This window comes from Bacillus sp. EA-CB0995 (assembly GCF_055814245.1).
Map to the genome: position 1 here is coordinate 1,795,696 of NZ_CP169269.1, position 19,769 is coordinate 1,815,464.

Genomic DNA, 19,769 nt, shown 5'->3' on the forward strand with positions numbered 1-19,769 from the left:
AAGGATGGGAAAGAATGAGCTTTTTTAAAAAATTAAAAGAAAAAATTTCAAAACAAACAGATACGGTATCAGAGAAGTTTAAACAAGGTTTAGAGAAAACGAGAAATTCTTTTGCTGACAAGGTAAATGACTTAGTATATCGTTATCGTAAAGTTGACGAAGATTTCTTCGAAGAGTTAGAAGAAATTCTAATTGGTGCGGATGTGGGAGTGTCCACAGTAATGGAATTAATTGATCAATTAAGAGATGAAGTGAAACGTCGTAATATCCAGGACCCAAAAGAAGTACAAGCTGTTATCTCTGAAAAACTAATTGAGATTTACAAAGGAGACGGCAACTTTAATAATGAATTAAATGTACAAGATAACGCATTGACAGTTATTTTATTTGTTGGGGTAAACGGTGTTGGGAAAACAACGACGATTGGAAAAATGGCACATAAATTTAAATCGGACGGCAAATCTGTATTATTGGCAGCTGGTGATACATTCCGTGCTGGTGCGATTGAACAGCTAGAAGTATGGGGAGAACGTGTTGGTGTAGATGTAATTAAGCAAGGATCAGGTTCGGATCCAGCAGCTGTTATGTACGATGCAATTCAGGCTGCAAAATCACGAAAAGTTGATGTGTTGTTATGCGATACAGCAGGCCGTTTGCAAAATAAAGTTAATTTAATGAAAGAGTTAGAGAAAGTAAAACGTGTAATCGAACGTGAAGTTCCTGAAGCTCCTCATGAAGTATTACTTGTCATTGATGCAACAACAGGACAAAATGGTTTAAGTCAAGCGAAGACATTCCGCGAGGCGACAAATGTAACAGGCATTGTCCTAACGAAATTAGACGGAACTGCTAAAGGTGGAATTGTATTAGCAATTCGTAATGAGATGGATGTACCGGTAAAATTTGTCGGCCTTGGAGAACAAATGGATGATTTACAAGCATTTGATCCAGAACAATATGTATATGGACTATTTGCAGACTTTGTAGAAGCAGAAGTGGAATAAAGCAAGGTTTTTATTAGTGATAGACTTTATCTGCTACTAATAGTTTGCTGAATTTACGTATATCTAAGTAGAAAATGTTTTTGGTAAAAAATAAGAGGCGGTGCTTGCCGCTTCTTATTTTTAAATTTAAATAAGATGTTAAGAAAAAACTTGACACACTTTTGCTCTCCATGTAAACTAATTCATGTAAAGGTAATTCACTTAACAAAGGGTGATTCAACATGCTCGAAAAAACAACGAGAATGAATTATTTATTTGATTTTTATCATTCGTTGTTAACGCCAAAACAAAGAAGTTATATGTCACTTTACTATCTTGATGATCTATCGCTTGGTGAAATTGCAGAAGAATTTGAAGTGAGCCGCCAAGCAGTGTATGATAACATTAAACGGACAGAAGCGATGCTTGAAGAATATGAAGAAAAGTTATTGTTACTTCAAAAGTTTCAAGAAAGGCAGCAACTTGTTGCAAAGTTAAAGCAGCTAATCAGCGAAGAAGAGCATGTAGATGAACAAGTGAAACAAGTTGTTGAAGCTATCGAAAAATTAGATTAGGAGGGCGGCAATATGGCATTTGAAGGATTAGCCGACCGACTTCAACAGACAATGCAAAAAATTCGCGGCAAAGGGAAAGTAACTGAAGCCGACGTAAAAGAAATGATGAGAGAAGTTCGCCTTGCTCTTTTAGAGGCAGACGTTAACTTTAAAGTAGTAAAAGATTTTGTTAAGCGTGTGTCTGAACGTGCTGTCGGACAGGATGTAATGACAAGTTTAACACCTGGACAGCAAGTTATTAAAGTAGTACAGGAAGAACTTACAGAATTAATGGGTGGGGAGCAGAGTAAAATTGCTGTCTCTAACCGTCCGCCAACTGTTATTATGATGGTTGGTTTGCAAGGTGCAGGTAAAACGACGACAACAGGTAAGCTTGCGAATTTGCTTCGTAAAAAGCATAATCGTAAACCGATGTTGGTCGCGGCTGATATTTATCGCCCAGCAGCAATTAAACAGCTTGAAACACTCGGTAAGCAATTGGATATGCCGGTTTTCTCTTTAGGCGACAAGGTAAGTCCTGTTGAAATTGCCAAGCAAGCGATTGCAAAAGCTAAAGAAGATCACCATGATTATGTTCTTATTGATACAGCAGGCCGTCTGCATATTGATGAGGAGCTCATGGATGAATTAGCACAAGTTAAAGAAGTAGCCAATCCAGATGAAATTTTCCTTGTTGTTGATGCAATGACAGGACAAGATGCGGTAAATGTGGCTCAAAGTTTCCATGAACAGCTTGGTTTAACAGGTGTCGTGTTAACAAAATTAGATGGTGATACGCGCGGAGGTGCAGCACTATCTATTAAAGCTGTTACAAACACACCGATTAAATTTGCTGGTATGGGTGAGAAATTAGATGCATTAGAGGTATTTCATCCAGAACGTATGGCATCTCGTATTTTAGGTATGGGTGATGTTCTGACGTTAATTGAAAAGGCGCAGGCGACAGTTGATGAAGAAAAAGCAAGAGAACTTGAGCAAAAAATGCGTACACTTTCCTTTACGTTGGACGATTTTTTAGAGCAATTAGGACAAGTGCGTCAATTGGGACCGCTTGATGAACTTCTTAATATGCTTCCTGGTGCCGGGAAAATTAAAGGATTAAAAAATGTTCAAGTTGATGAAAAGCAAATTGGGCACATTGAAGCGATTATTCGCTCAATGACGAAATTAGAGCGTGAACAACCGGAAATGATTAACGCCAGTCGTAAGAAACGTATCGCTAAAGGTAGCGGTACAACTGTACAAGAGATCAATCGTCTTTTGAAACAATTTGAAGATATGAAAAAGATGATGAAAACGATGTCTGGTATGCAAAAAGGTAAGAAAAAAGGACTAGGTGGCATGAAGTTTCCATTTATGTAAGGAAAAAAGATGGCTCTGTTAAGAAATTTTACTTTACAAAGGGTCACTCTTTTTGCTAATATTATTATCTGTGTGAAATATATTCGGAGGTGCTTTATAAATGGCAGTTAAAATTCGTTTAAAACGTATGGGAGCTAAAAAATCTCCTTTCTATCGTGTAGTTGTTGCAGATTCTCGTTCTCCTCGTGACGGACGTTTCATCGAGGAAATTGGAACTTATAATCCAGTTGCTCAACCAGCTGAAGTTAAAATCAACGAAGAAGCAGCATTAAAATGGTTAGGAAACGGTGCGAAACCATCTGATACAGTTCGTAACCTGTTCTCTAAACAAGGTATCATGGAGAAATTCCACTTATCTAAACAAGGTAAGTAATTCGAACAATGGCTATGGCAGGGTTAATCGAAACAATTGTTAAACCCCTTGTGGATCATCCTGAAGATGTAAAGGTTACACAGGAACTGTACAACGGAGAGATGAAGTATCGATTAATCGTACATCCTGAGGATGTGGGTAAAGTCATTGGGAAACAAGGGCGAGTTGCAAAAGCAATTCGAACGATCTTATATGCAGCGGGACATCATCAAAATGAGAAAGTAACGCTGGAAATTCAATAAGTATAAAAAGGGCGAGGATCTGTTCCTCACCCTTTTTTAACATTTTAAGATAAATCGCATCTTCGGCATAGAGAATGGAGATGCTAACGACATATAACAAACAGGGGTGACGTGCTGTTTATGACAAAATGGTTTAATGTAGGGAAAATTGTAAATACTCACGGAGTTAAAGGAGAAGTACGTGTAATCTCTCGGACGGATTTTCCGGAAGAACGCTATAAAGTAGGAAACACATTGTACATATGGCAAGAGAAAGAGGCTGAGCCACTAGCTGTAAAGGTAACTTCTCATCGTCAGCATAAATCTTTTGATTTACTGACTTTTGAAGGTTATAACAATGTAAATGAAGTAGAGCAATTGAAAGGCTCTTTATTAAAAGTCCCAGAGGAGCAGCTTGGAGACTTGGCTGAAGGAGAGTATTATTATCACGAAATTATTGGTTGTGCTGTTGTAACAGAAGACGGAGAAACAATCGGTACGATTAAAGAAATTCTTTCTCCTGGCGCAAACGATGTTTGGGTCATCAAACAACCAAAAGGCCAAGATGTTTTAATTCCATATATTGAGGAAGTTGTTTTACAAGTAAACATTGATGAAAAGCTTGTAACAATTCAAGTAATGGAAGGATTACTGTAATGAAAATCGATATTTTAACATTGTTTCCAGAAATGTTTACGGGTGTTTTTGGTTCTTCTATATTAAAAAAAGCACAAGAAAAGGAAGCTGTGCAACTAAGAGTTGTGAACTTCCGTGATTATTCAACCAATAAACATAATAGTGTCGATGACTACCCGTATGGCGGGGGAGCGGGGATGGTGTTAACACCACAGCCAATTTTTGATGCGGTAGAACAGTTAACGAAGGAAACAGAGAGTAAACCGCGTATTGTGTTAATGTGTCCGCAAGGAGAGCGTTTTACGCAAAAGAAAGCTGAAGAGTTAGCGCAAGAAGAACATATAATTTTTGTTTGTGGTCATTATGAAGGGTATGATGAGCGTGTTCGCGAGCACCTTGTAACAGATGAAATTTCAATAGGAGATTATGTATTAACAGGCGGAGAATTGGCATCTATGGTTATTACAGATAGTGTTGTCCGTCTATTGCCTGATGTCCTAGGAAATCAACAATCACAAATAGAAGATTCATTTAGTACAGGCTTACTCGAACACCCGCATTATACAAGACCAGCGGATTTTCGTGGAATGAAAGTACCAGATGTACTTACGTCTGGTAATCATAAATATATTGAAGAATGGCGTCATAAAGAATCACTTCGTCGTACGTATATGCGCCGCCCTGATTTATTAGAAGAACGTAGTTTATCAAAACAAGAAGAAAAATGGTTGGCGGAATTGAAAGAAGAGAAGTAAAAAAATGCTATTGCAACAGAACGAGCAATATGCTATTATAACACTTGTGCTACTTATAGAGAGTAGCCGTTAACAACGGTGTTCCGCTGTAATTTATGAAATGACTTTGCAAGAGCATCTGTTTGGAAGGAGAGAATTGAATATGCAACAATTAATCGCAGACATTACAAAAAATCAATTAAAAACTGATTTACCTTCATTCCGTCCTGGTGACACTTTACGCGTACACGTAAAAGTAGTAGAGGGTACTCGTGAGAGAATTCAGATTTTTGAAGGTGTTGTAATTAAACGTCGTGGTGGCGGAATTAGCGAAACATTCACAGTTCGTAAGATTTCTTACGGTGTAGGTGTTGAACGTACATTCCCAGTTCACACGCCAAGAATCGCGAAAATCGAAGTACTTCGCCGTGGTAAAGTACGTCGTGCTAAGTTATACTACTTACGCAACCTTCGCGGTAAAAAAGCACGTATTAAAGAAATTCGATAAGACATGTATGGGAGCTTGTATTTGCAAGCTCCTTTTTCCAATCTAGCTTTATTTTCGCTCGTATACAAACAGCTTACATAATTGTGGAGGGGAACCGCATGACAAAACAAAAAAGTACGCTTTGGGAATGGATAAAAGCCATTTTAATCGCTGTTGTCTTAGCTTGGATTATTAGACAGTTTTTCTTTGCTCCGATTCTTGTAGATGGTGTATCTATGTCACCAACTCTTCATGATCGTGATCGAATGATTGTCAACAAAATTGGATACCACATTAGCGAACCAAAACGCTTTGATATTATTGTGTTTCAAGCAACGGAAGATAAAGATTACATTAAACGTGTCATTGGTTTGCCGGGTGATCAGGTAGAATATCGAAACGACACACTCTATATTAACGGAAAGCCGTATGAAGAGCCGTATTTAGATGAGGAAAAAAGCAGCTTTCTGAAGGCCCGCTAACATATGATTTTAAGCTTGAAGAAATTACAGGGAAGACAACGGTTCCTGAAGGAGAATTATTTGTATTAGGAGACAATCGCCGTTTTAGTAAAGATAGTCGTACAATTGGAACAATTTCAATAGACCAAGTGATTGGGAAAGCTAATATGTTATATTGGCCATTAAAAGATGCTCGTATTGTAAAATGAACGTAGAAAAGAAGGTGGAAATATGGTAATTCAATGGTTTCCAGGTCATATGGCCAAAGCAAGGCGGCAAGTAACAGAAAAGTTAAAATTAATCGATGTTGTAATTGAACTTGTTGATGCAAGATTGCCATTATCATCACGAAATCCGATGATTGATGAAATTATTACGCATAAGCCAAGGCTTGTCGTTTTAAATAAAGCGGATATGGCAGATGATCGTGTAACAAAGGAATGGATTGCGTATTTTGAGGGAAAAGGTCATAAAGCAATTTCTATTAACGCGCAAGCTGGACAAGGTATGAAAGAAATTACAGCAGCATGTAAGGAACTGGTGAAAGAAAAGTTTGATAAGATGATTGCAAAAGGTATTAAACCGCGAGCAATTCGCGCTTTAATTGTTGGTATTCCGAACGTTGGAAAATCAACATTAATTAATAAATTAGCAAAGAAAAATATTGCGAAAACAGGCGATCGTCCAGGTGTAACAACGGCCCAGCAGTGGATTAAAGTAGGGAAAGAAATGGAATTACTAGATACGCCGGGTATTTTGTGGCCGAAATTTGAAGATGAAATGGTTGGGCTTCGTCTTGCGACGACTGGTGCGATTAAAGATTCTATTTTAAATTTACAAGATGTGGCTGTATATGCACTTCGGTTTATGGAGAAACAGTATCCAGAACGTTTGAAAGAGCGTTATAAGTTAAATGACATCCCAGAAGATATTGTGGAACTATTTGATGCAATTGGAAAGAATAGAGGCTGTTTAATGGGTGGAGGACTTGTTGATTATGACAAGACATCAGAACTTGTTCTTCGTGAGCTTCGTGGTGGTAAACTTGGAAAAATGACATTTGAAACACCAGAAGAAATAATAGAAGAAGCATAAAGTGAAATTTTCATCAGTGGGGATTTTCTTTATCTCCCCTGATGAAAAGCTCTCACCAATCGGGCTTATATCCCCCGCTTATCTTCTTCGCTACTCTCTGAATTTTGCGGGGGATATTACTGCACGTTAGTGCGGGATAAAGCTAGATTTCTAGTTTGTTCGTTTCATTCATTTAATTTTTACTGGTAGTTATTTTAAACCCGGTGTCTTTCGTTCTTCTGAATACAGAGATAATATTAAACGGGAAAGAAAAAGGCGCGCTTTTGCACGCCTTTTCTTATTTGGAGGAGGAACTGTGTATGTCTAAAAAACAAACAATTCAAGAAATAGAAGAGCTATTGCAAGAAATTGTACAAGAAGACGACGAACGTTTTGCTATGTTATTAGCAGATGAACGAAAAGGTGTGCAAAGACTCATTACAAAATGGAAAAAACAACAAGGGGATAAAGAAAAAGAAAAACAAAAATTTATTGAGATGTCAATTTATGAAGGTGCTCTCCGGCAAAGAGGGATAGTATCTATTGCTGGTATTGATGAAGTAGGAAGAGGACCGTTAGCGGGGCCTGTTGTTGCTGCTGCTGTTGTGCTTCCAGAAGATTTCTATATACCAGGTTTAAATGATTCGAAAAAGCTGAGTGAGGCGAAGCGTGAGCGGTTTTATGGTGAAATTCAAGAGAAGGCATTAGCAATCGGGATTGGGATTATACCACCTAATGTAATCGATGAAATAAATATTTACCAAGCGACGAAACAAGCGATGCTGGATGCTGTTGCAAATTTATCTTGTACACCAGAGCATTTGCTAATTGATGCGATGGAACTTCCGACTTCAATCCTTCAAACGTCTATTATTAAAGGAGATGCGAAAAGCATTTCTATTTCGGCTGCATCTGTAATTGCGAAAGTAACGCGTGATCGCATGATGAAGGAGCTTGGAAAACGATATCCGCAGTATGGATTCGAGCAACATATGGGTTATGGAACGAAACAGCATTTACAAGCGATTGAAAATTATGGTGTGTTAGATGAGCATCGAAAAACGTTTGCTCCAATTAAAGATATGATTAAAGAATAAGCTGTAATCTACAGCTTATTCTTTATTTTTGTATATTAACATTACTATTTTCGAAAAAAGAATAAAGCGATTTCAGTTTTCTGACACTTTATTGTAGACAGCGTGGCAATCATTTTATACAATGGCAATGTAGTGTTTAAAAACATTAAAAAACTTTTCGAGTAAAATAGGAAAATAGGGGAGGATGGGACCATGAATATCCACGAGTATCAGGGGAAAGAAGTCCTTAGAAACTATGGGGTAAGCGTTCCGAACGGGAAGGTTGCCTTTACAGTAGAAGAAGCTGTAGAAGCAGCGAAAGAATTAGGAACGAGTGTATGTGTAGTAAAAGCACAAATTCATGCTGGCGGACGCGGCAAAGCCGGCGGTGTAAAAGTAGCAAAGAACTTAGATGAAGTTCGTACATATGCAGAGGAAATTCTAGGGAAAACGCTTGTAACTCATCAAACAGGTCCTGAAGGTAAAGAAGTAAAGCGCTTACTTATCGAAGAAGGATGCGACATTAAAAAAGAATATTATGTTGGTCTTGTATTAGATCGTGCAACTTCTCAAGTTGTGTTAATGGCGTCTGAAGAAGGCGGCACAGAAATTGAAGAAGTAGCAGAGAAAACACCAGAAAAAATCTTTAAAGAATATATTGATCCTGCGGTAGGCTTGCAAGGCTTCCAAGCACGTCGTATTGCATTTAATATCAATATTCCAAATCAGCTTGTTGGACAAGCTGTTAAGTTTATGATGGGCTTATACCGTGCGTTTATTGAAAAAGATTGCTCTATTGCAGAAATTAACCCGCTTGTTACAACAGGTGACGGAAAAGTTATGGCGTTAGATGCAAAATTAAACTTCGATTCTAATGCTTTATATCGTCATAAAGATATTTTAGAACTTCGTGATCTTGATGAGGAAGATCCAAAAGAAGTGGAAGCTTCTAAATATGACCTAAACTATATTTCATTAGATGGAAATATTGGTTGTATGGTAAATGGTGCAGGACTTGCGATGGCAACGATGGATATTATTAAACATTATAGCGGCGATCCAGCTAACTTCTTAGATGTTGGTGGCGGTGCTACAGCTGAAAAAGTTACAGAAGCTTTCAAAATTATTCTTTCTGACAAAAATGTAAAAGGTATTTTTGTTAACATTTTCGGTGGAATTATGAAATGTGATGTAATTGCGGAAGGTGTTATCGAGGCAACAAAACAAGTGGGCCTTGAATTACCACTTGTTGTTCGTCTTGAAGGTACTAATGTAGAGTTAGGAAAGAAAATTTTAAATGAATCTGGTTTAAATATTGTTGCAGCAGAATCTATGGCAGACGGTGCACAAAAAATTGTTTCACTAGTAGGCTAATAGAAAGCGGGGGAGAAAAAATGAGCGTATTAGTTAATAAAGATACAAAAGTTATTGTACAAGGTATTACAGGTTCTCAAGGTTTATTCCACACAAAGCAAATGATTGAATATGGTACAAAAATCGTCGGTGGTGTAACTCCTGGTAAAGGTGGTACTGAAATCGAAGGTGTACCAGTATTTAATACAGTAGAAGACGCTGTAAAAGCAACAGGTGCAAACGCTTCTGTTGTATACGTTCCACCTGCTTTTGCTGCGGATGCAATTATGGAAGCTGTTGATGCAGAGCTTGATTTAGTAGTATGTATCACAGAAGGTATCCCTGTATTGGATATGGTAAATGTTAAGAAATATATGCAAGGCAAAAAGACACGTCTTCTTGGACCAAACTGCCCAGGTGTTATTACGCCAGATGAGTGTAAGATTGGTATTATGCCAGGATACATTCATAAAAAAGGTCATGTTGGTATCGTATCTCGTTCAGGTACGTTAACATATGAAGCTGTACATCAATTAACACAAGAAGGAATCGGTCAATCAACTGCAGTAGGTATCGGTGGTGACCCTGTAAATGGTACAAACTTCATCGATGCAATAAAAGCATTCAATGAAGATGAAGAGACACATGCGGTTATTATGATTGGTGAAATTGGTGGAACAGCAGAAGAAGAAGCTGCTGAGTGGGTAAAAGCGAACATGACGAAACCTGTTGTTGGCTTTATTGGCGGTCAAACAGCACCTCCAGGGAAACGCATGGGCCATGCTGGTGCGATTATTTCTGGCGGTAAAGGTACAGCTGCTGAAAAGATTAAAACGATGGAAGCTTGCGGTATTAAAGTTGCTGAAACACCAGCTGTTATGGGTGAAACTTTAATTTCTGTTTTAAAAGAAAAAGGTTTATTTGAAACTTGTAAAAATTATTAATAGTTTAGAAAGACACCTTCTGTAAAAGAGGGTGTCTTTTATACCTTCGATTGTTTACATAATATTAATTATGGGTAAGGAGAATGAATATGAAACGTGAAAGATTGTTACATCTTCATTACTATTTGGCGGATCAGTGGAAAGTACTCCGGCGTTTACTAGCTATCGATCCTCAGTTAACCGATATTTATTCCTTTCAAGCTCCTCAAATTGAAAAACATCTTGGGCTGCCTATGCAAAAAGCCTCTGCACTTGTTTCGTATCTTCAAAAAACGTCCCCTTCTTTCTATATTCAAAAATTACAAGATGAACACATTTTTTATATAACGATATGGGATGATGACTATCCGAGTTTATTGCGCGAAATTCCTGATCCTCCGTTTGTTTTATATGGAAAGGGAAGAAAAGAATTGCTACAATGGACAAAAAAATTAGCCGTTGTGGGAACGAGAAATCCGTCTTTATACGGAAAAGGAAGCATACAATCTATTTTACAACCGCTTATGAAAAATGAATGGTTAATTGTGAGTGGGCTTGCAAGTGGTATCGATTCAATTGCGCATGAAATTGCAGTAGAGCACCGCTTTGCGACAATTGCAGTATTAGGACACGGCTTACAATATATGTATCCCAAAAAAATCAATCTTTTTATGAAAAATGGAAAGAACAAATCGTACTTGTAACGGAGTATCCCCGCATTATGCACCGCAAAAATGGTATTTTCCGAGGCGAAACCGTATTATAAGTGGACTTTGTCAAGGTGTTCTCGTGGTAGAGGCGAATGCTCGGAGTGGTTCTCTTATTACAGCGGACTTTGCTTTAGAACAAAATAGAGAAGTATTTGCCTTACCAGGTCCTAACTATATTGAGAGTGCTGTGGGAACGAATCAGCTCATCCAACAAGGAGCGAAATTAGTTCAATGTGCAAAAGATGTGATAGAAGAACTTTCAAATTGCTAGTATATTTTATATTTTTATTAAACAATTATTGACAAATAGTAGATTGTCACTGTATGTTATATTCATTGTTGATTGACAAAAACGAGAGAAATCAATAATATTAGTCAATAATCCATCCAAAAAAGTTTTAAGAACTTTGTGGAAGGAGCATTTGTGTGAATAAAGATGAAGACTTGAATCCACCTCTTAAGGAGGCACTAGCATGTCAGATTACCTTGTAATCGTGGAGTCGCCTTCTAAGGCGAAAACCATTGAAAAATATTTAGGGAAAAAATACAAAGTAATCGCGTCTATGGGCCATGTTCGCGATTTACCTAAAAGCCAAATGGGAATAGAAGTGAAAAACAATTTTACCCCAAAATATATTACCATTCGTGGTAAAGGTCCTGTTTTAAAAGATTTGAAGACAGCAGCAAAAAAAGCAAAAAAAGTCTATCTTGCAGCCGATCCAGATCGTGAGGGAGAAGCGATTGCTTGGCATTTAGCAAATACGCTGAATGTAGATATAGAGTCAGATTGCCGTGTTGTATTCAATGAAATTACAAAAGATGCCATTAAAGAATCCTTTAAACATCCTCGCGCGATTAATATGGATTTAGTGGATGCACAACAAGCAAGACGTGTGCTTGACCGACTTGTCGGTTATAATATTAGTCCTTTATTATGGAAGAAAGTAAAAAAAGGATTAAGTGCAGGTCGTGTGCAGTCTGTTGCAGTACGCTTAATTATAGATCGCGAAAAAGAAATTCAAGCGTTTATACCAGAAGAATTCTGGACGATTAAAACTGAATTTGTAAAAGGAAAAGAGACGTTTGAAGCATCCTTCTATGGAATAAATGGGGAAAAAGTAGAATTAACAAATGAACAACAAGTAAATGAAATCATTGAAAAAATGCAAGAAAATGCATTTTCGGTTGAAAGTGTAACGAGAAAAGAACGAAAACGTAATCCTGCATTACCATTTACGACATCTTCTCTGCAACAAGAAGCTGCGAGAAAATTAAATATGCGAGCAAAGAAAACGATGATGCTTGCACAGCAGCTTTATGAAGGTATGGATATTGGAAAGCAAGGAACGGTCGGATTAATTACATATATGAGAACAGATTCAACGAGAATTTCAGAAACAGCGCAACAAGAAGCACGTTCTTATATTGAAGAAGCGTTTGGGGCAGACTACATAGGGACACAAAAAAAGAAAGAGTCGAAAAATGCAAATGCACAAGATGCGCATGAAGCGATTCGCCCTTCATCTGTCTTGCGTAAACCAGATGAATTAAAAAGCTATTTGAGCCGTGACCAATATCGTTTATATAAACTGATTTGGGAGCGATTTGTTGCAAGTCAGATGGCATCTGCTATAATGGATACCGTTACAGCTACATTGATAAACAATTCTGTTCAATTTCGTGCGAATGGATCTGTTGTGAAATTCCCGGGATTTATGAAAGTATATGTGGAAACAAAAGATGATGGAACAGAAGAGAAGGATAGAATGTTACCTAAGTTAGACATAGGAGAAACGGTCTTTTCTAAAGATGTCGAACCGAAACAACATTTCACTCAGCCGCCACCACGTTATACAGAGGCACGTTTAGTAAAAACGTTAGAGGAACTTGGAATTGGTAGACCATCTACATATGTACCGACGCTAGAAACGATTCAAAAACGCGGATATGTAGGGTTAGACAATAAGAGATTTATTCCGACTGAGCTTGGCGAAATTGTAATTGAACTTATTTTAGAGTTTTTCCCGGAAATTATTAATATCGAGTTTACAGCTAATATGGAGCAAAATCTTGATGAAGTAGAAGAGGGAAAAGCAAATTGGGTACAAATTGTTGATGATTTCTACAAAGAGTTTGAACCGCGTTTAGAGAAAGCGGAGAAAGAAATGCGCGAAGTAGAAATTAAAGATGAGCCTGCCGGAGAAGATTGTGAGTTGTGCGGTAACCCAATGGTTTTCAAAATGGGTAAATTCGGAAAGTTTATGGCTTGTTCTAATTTCCCAGATTGCCGAAATACAAAACCGATTGTTAAAGAAATTGGTGTTACATGTCCAAAGTGTAACGAAGGACAAATTATTGAACGACGAAGTAATAAAAAGAAACGTCTTTTTTACGGCTGCGGTACATATCCAGAGTGCGACTTCGTTTCTTGGGATAAGCCGATTGGTCGGAAATGTCCTAAGTGTGAAGGGATGCTTGTTGAGAAGAAGTTGAAAAAGGTGTTCAAGTACAATGTATTTCTTGTGATTATGAAGAAGAACAACAAATGTGAGCCTACCAGCTCACATTTTTTTCGGGACATGAAAAAAGAAAGGTGAGACAAATGACAACACAAGTAGTAAACGTAATTGGTGCAGGTCTTGCAGGAAGCGAAGCAGCTTATCAAATCGCAAAGCGCGGGGTTCAAGTAAGATTATATGAAATGAGACCAGTAAAACAAACACCAGCTCATCATACAGATAAATTTGCTGAGCTTGTATGTAGTAACTCGCTTCGTGCAAATACATTAACAAATGCGGTTGGTGTAATTAAAGAAGAGATGCGCCGTATGGATTCTGTTATTATTCGTGCAGCAGATGAGTGTTCTGTACCAGCGGGTGGTGCTTTAGCTGTAGACCGTCATGAATTTGCGGCGAAGGTAACGGAATATGTGAAAAATCATCCGAACGTAACGGTAATGAATGAGGAAATCACAGAAATTCCAGAAGGACCTACTGTAATTGCAACAGGACCGCTTACTTCACCAGCGCTATCAGCACAACTAAAAGAGCTAACGGGTGAGGATTATTTTTACTTCTATGATGCAGCAGCACCGATTGTGGAAAAAGAAAGCATTGATATGGAGAAAGTATATTTAAAATCTCGTTATGATAAAGGTGAAGCAGCATATTTAAACTGTCCTATGACAGAAGAAGAATTCAACCGTTTTTATGATGCGTTAATTGCTGCGGAAACAGTGCCATTAAAAGAATTCGAGAAGGAAGTTTTCTTTGAAGGGTGTATGCCTGTAGAAGTAATGGCAAGCCGCGGTCGACAAACATTACTATTTGGACCGATGAAACCAGTTGGATTAGAAGATCCGAAAACAGGGAAAACACCGTATGCGGTTGTTCAATTACGTCAAGATGATGCGGCAGGAACATTATACAATATTGTTGGTTTCCAAACACACTTAAAGTGGGGGCCACAAAAAGAAGTGTTACAATTAATTCCTGGACTAGAAAATGCAGAGATTGTACGTTATGGTGTGATGCATCGTAATACATTTATCAATTCGCCAAAATTACTTCGTCCGACATACCAATATAAAAATCGAAATGATTTATTCTTTGCTGGACAAATGACTGGAGTAGAGGGATATGTAGAATCAGCCGCTTCAGGCTTATTGGCAGGTATAAATGCAGCTCGCCTTGTGAAAGGTGAAGAGCCGGTTGTTTTACCGCCAGTAACAGCAATGGGGAGTATGGCAAATTACATTACAACGACGAATGTGAAAAACTTCCAACCGATGAACGCGAATTTCGGGTTGTTTGCACCGCTAGAAAAGAAAATCAAGAAGAAGCAAGAACGCAACGAAGCGTATGCAAATCGTGCATTAGAAACAATTCAAAATTTTGTAAATATTTAGTCAAATTTCTTGCAAAGGCTACTAAATTGTGATACGATTTAGTAGCCTTTATTGAGGTGAAGAGTATGGATGAACATGTGAATAAAATGTTACAATTATTCGTCGGATATTTACAAATTGAAAGAAATTATTCAAAATATACAGTTGAAAGTTATCAGAATGATTTAGAACATTTTGTACAATTTATGAAGCGAGAAGATATTTCCTCTTTTGCGGATATTACGTATGTTGATGTTCGTTTATATTTAACAACTTTGCATAATGAAAAGTTAGCAAGGAAATCTGTAGCGCGCAAAATCTCGAGTTTACGAAGTTTGTACCGTTTTTTGATGCGTGAAGGATATCGGGAAGATAATCCATTTTCACTTGCGTCACTCCCTAAAAAAGAGTGGTCAATCCCAAAGTTTTTGTACGTTGAAGAATTAGAGCAGTTATTTGAAGTTTCTGATACTGATAAGCCGTTAGGACAGCGAGATCAGGCTTTATTGGAGCTCATGTATGCGACGGGTATTCGTGTCAGTGAATGTGTGAAGCTTCAACTTACCGATATTGATTTTTCAATTGGGACGATTTTGGTGATGGGGAAAGGGAAGAAACAGCGCTATGTTCCCTTTGGGAGTTATGCACAAGATGCTTTACTAACTTACATAGAAAATGGGAGAAAACGATTAGAGAAAAAATCGGAGAAACACTCCCAAATGGTGTTTTTAAATGCGAAAGGGACACCGTTAACAGATCGTGGTGTTCGATATATTTTAAATGAACTAATAAAAAAACTTCCCTTACAATGCATATAAGCCCTCATATGTTAAGACATACATTTGCAACTCATATGTTAAATGAAGGGGCAGACTTACGAACTGTACAAGAGCTATTAGGGCATGAAAATTTATCGGCAACACAAATTTATACGCATGTCTCAAAGGAAAGGTTGCGTTCTGTTTACATGATGCATCATCCTCGCGCATAAATTGCTTTTAAAAGCTATAAAAACAAATAAAGGAGTTTTTTCTATGGGAAATTTCCATGCTACAACGATATTTGCAATTCACCATAATGGAGAATGTGCAATGGCTGGTGACGGGCAAGTTACGCTTGGAAATGCTGTTGTTATGAAGCATACAGCTCGTAAAGTGCGAAAGTTATTTCACGGTAAAGTGTTAGCTGGTTTTGCGGGTTCTGTCGCAGATGCTTTTACGCTTTTTGAGATGTTCGAAGGAAAGCTTGAAGAATACAACGGTAATTTGCAGCGAGCTGCTGTAGAAATGGCAAAGCAGTGGCGGGGAGATAAAATGCTTCGCCAATTAGAGGCAATGTTAATCGTTATGGACAAAAATACGTTATTACTTGTTTCAGGAACAGGTGAAGTGATTGAACCTGATGATGGCATTTTAGCGATTGGATCTGGTGGGCATTATGCACTTGCAGCGGGTCGTGCTTTAAAACAGCATGCGGGTGCTCATTTTACAGCAAGAGAAATTGCGAAAGCAAGTTTAGAAATCGCTAGTAATATTTGTGTATATACGAACGAAAATATCATTGTGGAAGAATTGTAGAACTGTAAGGGAGGCATTTTATATGCATTACATTTTACTCCGCGACAAATTGTAGAGAAGCTAGATCAATATATTATTGGTCAAAAAGATGCGAAGAAAGCGGTTGCGGTAGCGCTCCGAAATCGTTATCGCCGCAGTAAATTAGCAGAAGAACTTCGCGATGAAATTGCACCCAAAAACATTTTAATGATTGGGCCGACTGGGGTCGGGAAAACAGAAGTGGCGAGACGAATTGCAAAGCTTGTCGGTGCTCCTTTTATTAAAGTAGAGGCGACAAAATTTACAGAAGTAGGCTATGTTGGTCGTGATGTTGAATCTATGATTCGTGATCTTGTGGAAACTTCTGTTCGAATTGTGAAAGAAGAGAAAATGGTTCATGTTAAGGATAAAGCGGAAGAGCAAGCGAATCAGCGAATTGTTGAAATTTTAGTACCGTATAAACAAAAAGAATCAGGATTTAAAAATCCGTTAGAAATGTTATTTGGTGGGTATCAAAATCAAAATACAACTTCAGCGTCGGAACAGCAGGATGAGCGGGAAGTTGAACAGAAACGAAAAGAAGTAGAAAAACAGCTTGCAGCAGGTTTAATAGAAGATGAAGCGATTACAATCGAAGTGACAGAACAACAATCATCTATGTTTGATATGCTTCAAGGTACAGGGATGGAACAAATGGGTATGAATTTTCAAGATGCGCTTGGAAGTTTTATGCCGAAAAAAACGAAGAAACGTAAACTTTCTGTAAAAGAAGCGAGAAAAGTCTTGACAAATGAAGAGGCACAGCGCTTAATTGATATGGATGAAGTTACACAAGAGGCTGTTTATCGTGCTGAACAGCTTGGAATTATTTTTATTGATGAGATTGACAAAATTGCTGGTAAACAATCGAATAGCGTTGATGTATCACGTGAAGGCGTACAGCGGGATATCTTACCGATTGTGGAAGGATCAACTGTTGTGACAAAGTATGGACCGATAAGAACGGATTACGTTTTATTTATTGCAGCGGGCGCTTTCCATATGTCAAAGCCGTCAGATTTAATTCCAGAACTACAAGGAAGATTCCCGATTCGAGTAGAGTTAACGAAATTGTCAGCAGATGATTTTGTGAAAATCCTTGTAGAGCCAGATAATGCTTTAGTAAAACAATATATAGCATTATTGGAAACGGAAGGTATAGAAATTGAATTTTCTGACGAAGCTATTCGTAAGATTGCCGAGATTGCCTATCAAGTCAATCAAGATACAGATAATATTGGAGCAAGAAGGCTTCATACCGTTATGGAAAAACTTCTTGAAGATTTATCGTTTGAAGCATCTGAAATTACGTTAGAAAAGGTAACGATAACACCTCAGTATGTAGAGGAAAAGTTAGCAACGATTGCTAAAAATAAAGATGTGAGCCAGTTTATTTTGTAATAGTATCATCAGGTGACTCGCCCTAGTTTCCAAGAGATTAAAAGTATATGAATAATATGTAGGAGGAAATTTTGAAATGGAATTATTAGCAAAAACAAGAAAGCTGAATGCGTTATTACAGAGCGCAGCAGGAAAACCAGTAAACTTTAGAGAAATGGCTGACACAATGTGTGAAGTAATTGAAGCGAACGTATTTGTTGTAAGTCGTCGTGGGAAATTATTAGGATATGCAATTCACCAACAAATCGAAAATGAGCGTATGAAACAAATGCTTGCTGAGCGTCAATTCCCAGAAGAGTATACAAAGAACTTATTCAATGTAACTGAAACATCTCCAAACCTAGAAGTAAACAGTGAGTATACAGCGTTCCCTGTAGAAAACAGAGAGTTATTTGGTCAAGGTTTAACAACTATCGTACCAATCGTTGGCGGTGGTGAGCGTCTAGGTACATTAGTATTAGCGCGTCTTGGTCAAGAATTTTTAGATGATGATTTAATTCTTGCTGAATATAGTTCTACTGTAGTAGGTATGGAAATTCTACGTGAAAAAGCAGAAGAAATTGAAGAAGAAGCACGTAGTAAAGCAGTTGTACAAATGGCGATTAGCTCATTATCATACAGTGAACTAGAGGCAATTGAGCATATTTTCGAAGAATTAAATGGAACAGAAGGCCTACTTGTTGCAAGTAAAATTGCTGATCGTGTAGGTATTACGCGTTCTGTAATCGTAAACGCACTTCGTAAGTTAGAAAGTGCTGGTGTAATCGAATCTCGTTCTTTAGGTATGAAAGGAACATACATTAAAGTATTAAATGATAAATTTTTACATGAACTTGCGAAATTAAAAACAAACTAATTTCAAAAGACTAAGAGCTCTTCTGTATAGTGCAGAAGAGCTCTTTTTTAGTGTGCTCAGCAGAAAAAATTTCTAATAAGGGGAACGCTTTATCATTAAAATAGCTTAGAAATAAGGGAGAATGGCAATACTGTAATATGATTCGATAGTAAAAATAAGTAACTGAAAAGAAAGTTTCATAATGTCTGTATTTTCGACTTGATTGTGATATTTTGTTGTGATATAGTTGTCAGTGGTGTCAGTACAAAGTACACACGTTCATTGATTTAAGTGTTGGTGCTACAGTTGTAGTTTCGCTTAAAGATGAAGTGAACGGAGGATATCAAAAACCATTTAGGAGGAACTAAATTATGTCAGTAATTTCTATGAAGCAATTGCTTGAAGCTGGTGTTCACTTCGGACATCAAACTCGTCGTTGGAACCCAAAAATGAAACGTTACATTTTCACAGAGCGTAACGGTATCTATATCATCGACTTACAAAAAACTGTGAAAAAGTTGAAGAAGCATTCAACGTAATGAGAGACATCGCTGCTAACGGCGGTAACGTATTATTCGTAGGTACAAAAAAACAAGCACAAGATGCTATCAAAGAAGAAGCAACTCGCGCTGGTATGTACTTCGTTAACCAACGTTGGTTAGGTGGTACGTTAACAAACTTCCAAACAATTCAAAAGCGTATTAAACGCCTTAAAGACATCGAAAGAATGCAAGAAGATGGCACTTTCGAAGTACTTCCTAAGAAAGAAGTTGTACAACTTAAGAAAGAATTAGAGCGTCTTGAAAAATTCTTAGGCGGCATTAAAGATATGAAAGGTCTTCCAGATGCATTATTCATAGTAGACCCTCGTAAAGAGCGTATCGCAGTTGCTGAAGCACGCAAATTAAACATTCCAATCATCGGTATCGTTGATACAAACTGTGATCCAGATGAAATTGATCATGTAATCCCAGCAAACGATGATGCAATTCGTGCTGTAAAACTTCTTACATCTAAAATGGCAGACGCGATCCTTGAAGCAAAACAAGGTGAAGAAACTGTTACTGCGTAACAAATTTGGAAA

General features: G+C 37.7%; 16 protein-coding genes and 5 pseudogenes. All 21 read left to right on the plus strand.

The genetic code is table 11. The features are described 5' to 3' along the window. Positions 1–14 precede the first annotated feature (14 nt). Entirely contained in the window at positions 15–1,004 is a 990-nt protein-coding gene (ftsY, locus tag ACEWFJ_RS09455) for a signal recognition particle-docking protein FtsY (RefSeq protein WP_473691812.1), read from the plus strand. 221 nt (positions 1,005–1,225) lie between these two features. Next, on the plus strand, positions 1,226–1,558 hold the full coding sequence (locus ACEWFJ_RS09460; protein WP_429707406.1) for a putative DNA-binding protein: 333 nt from the start codon (positions 1,226–1,228) through the stop codon (positions 1,556–1,558). 12 nt (positions 1,559–1,570) lie between these two features. Then, complete coding sequence (ffh, locus tag ACEWFJ_RS09465) at positions 1,571–2,920, plus strand: signal recognition particle protein (RefSeq protein WP_429714119.1); 1,350 nt, start codon at positions 1,571–1,573, stop codon at positions 2,918–2,920. A 100-nt stretch (positions 2,921–3,020) separates the two neighbouring features. Beyond that, positions 3,021–3,293: a 30S ribosomal protein S16 gene (rpsP, locus tag ACEWFJ_RS09470; protein WP_090912726.1), complete on the plus strand. Its 273-nt coding sequence runs from the start codon at positions 3,021–3,023 to the stop codon at positions 3,291–3,293. 14 nt (positions 3,294–3,307) lie between these two features. Beyond that, positions 3,308–3,535: a KH domain-containing protein gene (locus ACEWFJ_RS09475; RefSeq protein WP_429716121.1), complete on the plus strand. Its 228-nt coding sequence runs from the start codon at positions 3,308–3,310 to the stop codon at positions 3,533–3,535. 120 nt (positions 3,536–3,655) lie between these two features. Further along, entirely contained in the window at positions 3,656–4,171 is a 516-nt protein-coding gene (gene rimM, locus ACEWFJ_RS09480) for a ribosome maturation factor RimM (protein ID WP_473691814.1), read from the plus strand. Continuing rightward, entirely contained in the window at positions 4,171–4,905 is a 735-nt protein-coding gene (trmD, locus tag ACEWFJ_RS09485; RefSeq protein ID WP_473691816.1) for a tRNA (guanosine(37)-N1)-methyltransferase TrmD, read from the plus strand. Before rimM ends, trmD begins: the two co-directional genes overlap by 1 nt. A 142-nt stretch (positions 4,906–5,047) precedes the next feature. Next, positions 5,048–5,392: a 50S ribosomal protein L19 gene (gene rplS, locus ACEWFJ_RS09490; RefSeq protein WP_098309676.1), complete on the plus strand. Its 345-nt coding sequence runs from the start codon at positions 5,048–5,050 to the stop codon at positions 5,390–5,392. Positions 5,393–5,490: 98 nt separating this feature from the next. After that, positions 5,491–6,041 (plus strand): annotated as a pseudogene (gene lepB, locus ACEWFJ_RS09495) (signal peptidase I). Positions 6,042–6,063: 22 nt separating this feature from the next. After that, positions 6,064–6,927, plus strand: a complete 864-nt coding sequence (gene ylqF, locus ACEWFJ_RS09500) for a ribosome biogenesis GTPase YlqF (protein ID WP_154711794.1) — start codon at positions 6,064–6,066, stop codon at positions 6,925–6,927. Positions 6,928–7,226: 299 nt separating this feature from the next. After that, positions 7,227–8,003 (plus strand): ribonuclease HII, encoded by a 777-nt coding sequence (locus ACEWFJ_RS09505; RefSeq protein ID WP_473691819.1) that lies wholly within the window; start codon positions 7,227–7,229, stop codon positions 8,001–8,003. Positions 8,004–8,195: 192 nt separating this feature from the next. Continuing rightward, entirely contained in the window at positions 8,196–9,356 is a 1,161-nt protein-coding gene (gene sucC / locus ACEWFJ_RS09510) for an ADP-forming succinate--CoA ligase subunit beta (RefSeq protein WP_098309680.1), read from the plus strand. Between the two features lie 20 nt (positions 9,357–9,376). Continuing rightward, positions 9,377–10,279, plus strand: a complete 903-nt coding sequence (gene sucD / locus ACEWFJ_RS09515; RefSeq protein WP_473691821.1) for a succinate--CoA ligase subunit alpha — start codon at positions 9,377–9,379, stop codon at positions 10,277–10,279. An 89-nt stretch (positions 10,280–10,368) separates the two neighbouring features. After that, positions 10,369–11,239 (plus strand): annotated as a pseudogene (dprA, locus tag ACEWFJ_RS09520) (DNA-processing protein DprA). Between the two features lie 202 nt (positions 11,240–11,441). Continuing rightward, positions 11,442–13,519, plus strand: a pseudogene (gene topA / locus ACEWFJ_RS09525) (type I DNA topoisomerase). Positions 13,520–13,570: 51 nt separating this feature from the next. Beyond that, positions 13,571–14,875: an FADH(2)-oxidizing methylenetetrahydrofolate--tRNA-(uracil(54)-C(5))-methyltransferase TrmFO gene (gene trmFO / locus ACEWFJ_RS09530; protein ID WP_253630206.1), complete on the plus strand. Its 1,305-nt coding sequence runs from the start codon at positions 13,571–13,573 to the stop codon at positions 14,873–14,875. 65 nt (positions 14,876–14,940) lie between these two features. After that, positions 14,941–15,845 (plus strand): annotated as a pseudogene (gene xerC / locus ACEWFJ_RS09535) (tyrosine recombinase XerC). Between the two features lie 43 nt (positions 15,846–15,888). Beyond that, positions 15,889–16,431 carry an ATP-dependent protease subunit HslV gene (hslV, locus tag ACEWFJ_RS09540; protein WP_253630204.1) on the plus strand — a complete coding sequence of 181 codons (543 nt, stop codon included), beginning with the start codon at positions 15,889–15,891 and terminating at the stop codon, positions 16,429–16,431. A gap of 15 nt (positions 16,432–16,446) precedes the next feature. Further along, the gene (hslU, locus tag ACEWFJ_RS09545) at positions 16,447–17,850 is read left to right on the plus strand and encodes an ATP-dependent protease ATPase subunit HslU (RefSeq protein WP_473692415.1); all 1,404 of its coding nucleotides are present in this window, start codon (positions 16,447–16,449) and stop codon (positions 17,848–17,850) included. A gap of 76 nt (positions 17,851–17,926) precedes the next feature. Beyond that, a complete protein-coding gene (gene codY, locus ACEWFJ_RS09550) occupies positions 17,927–18,706 on the plus strand; it encodes a GTP-sensing pleiotropic transcriptional regulator CodY (protein ID WP_090912755.1) in 780 nt (259 codons plus the stop codon). A 365-nt stretch (positions 18,707–19,071) separates the two neighbouring features. Further along, positions 19,072–19,757, plus strand: a pseudogene (rpsB, locus tag ACEWFJ_RS09555) (30S ribosomal protein S2). Positions 19,758–19,769: the final 12 nt, after the last annotated feature.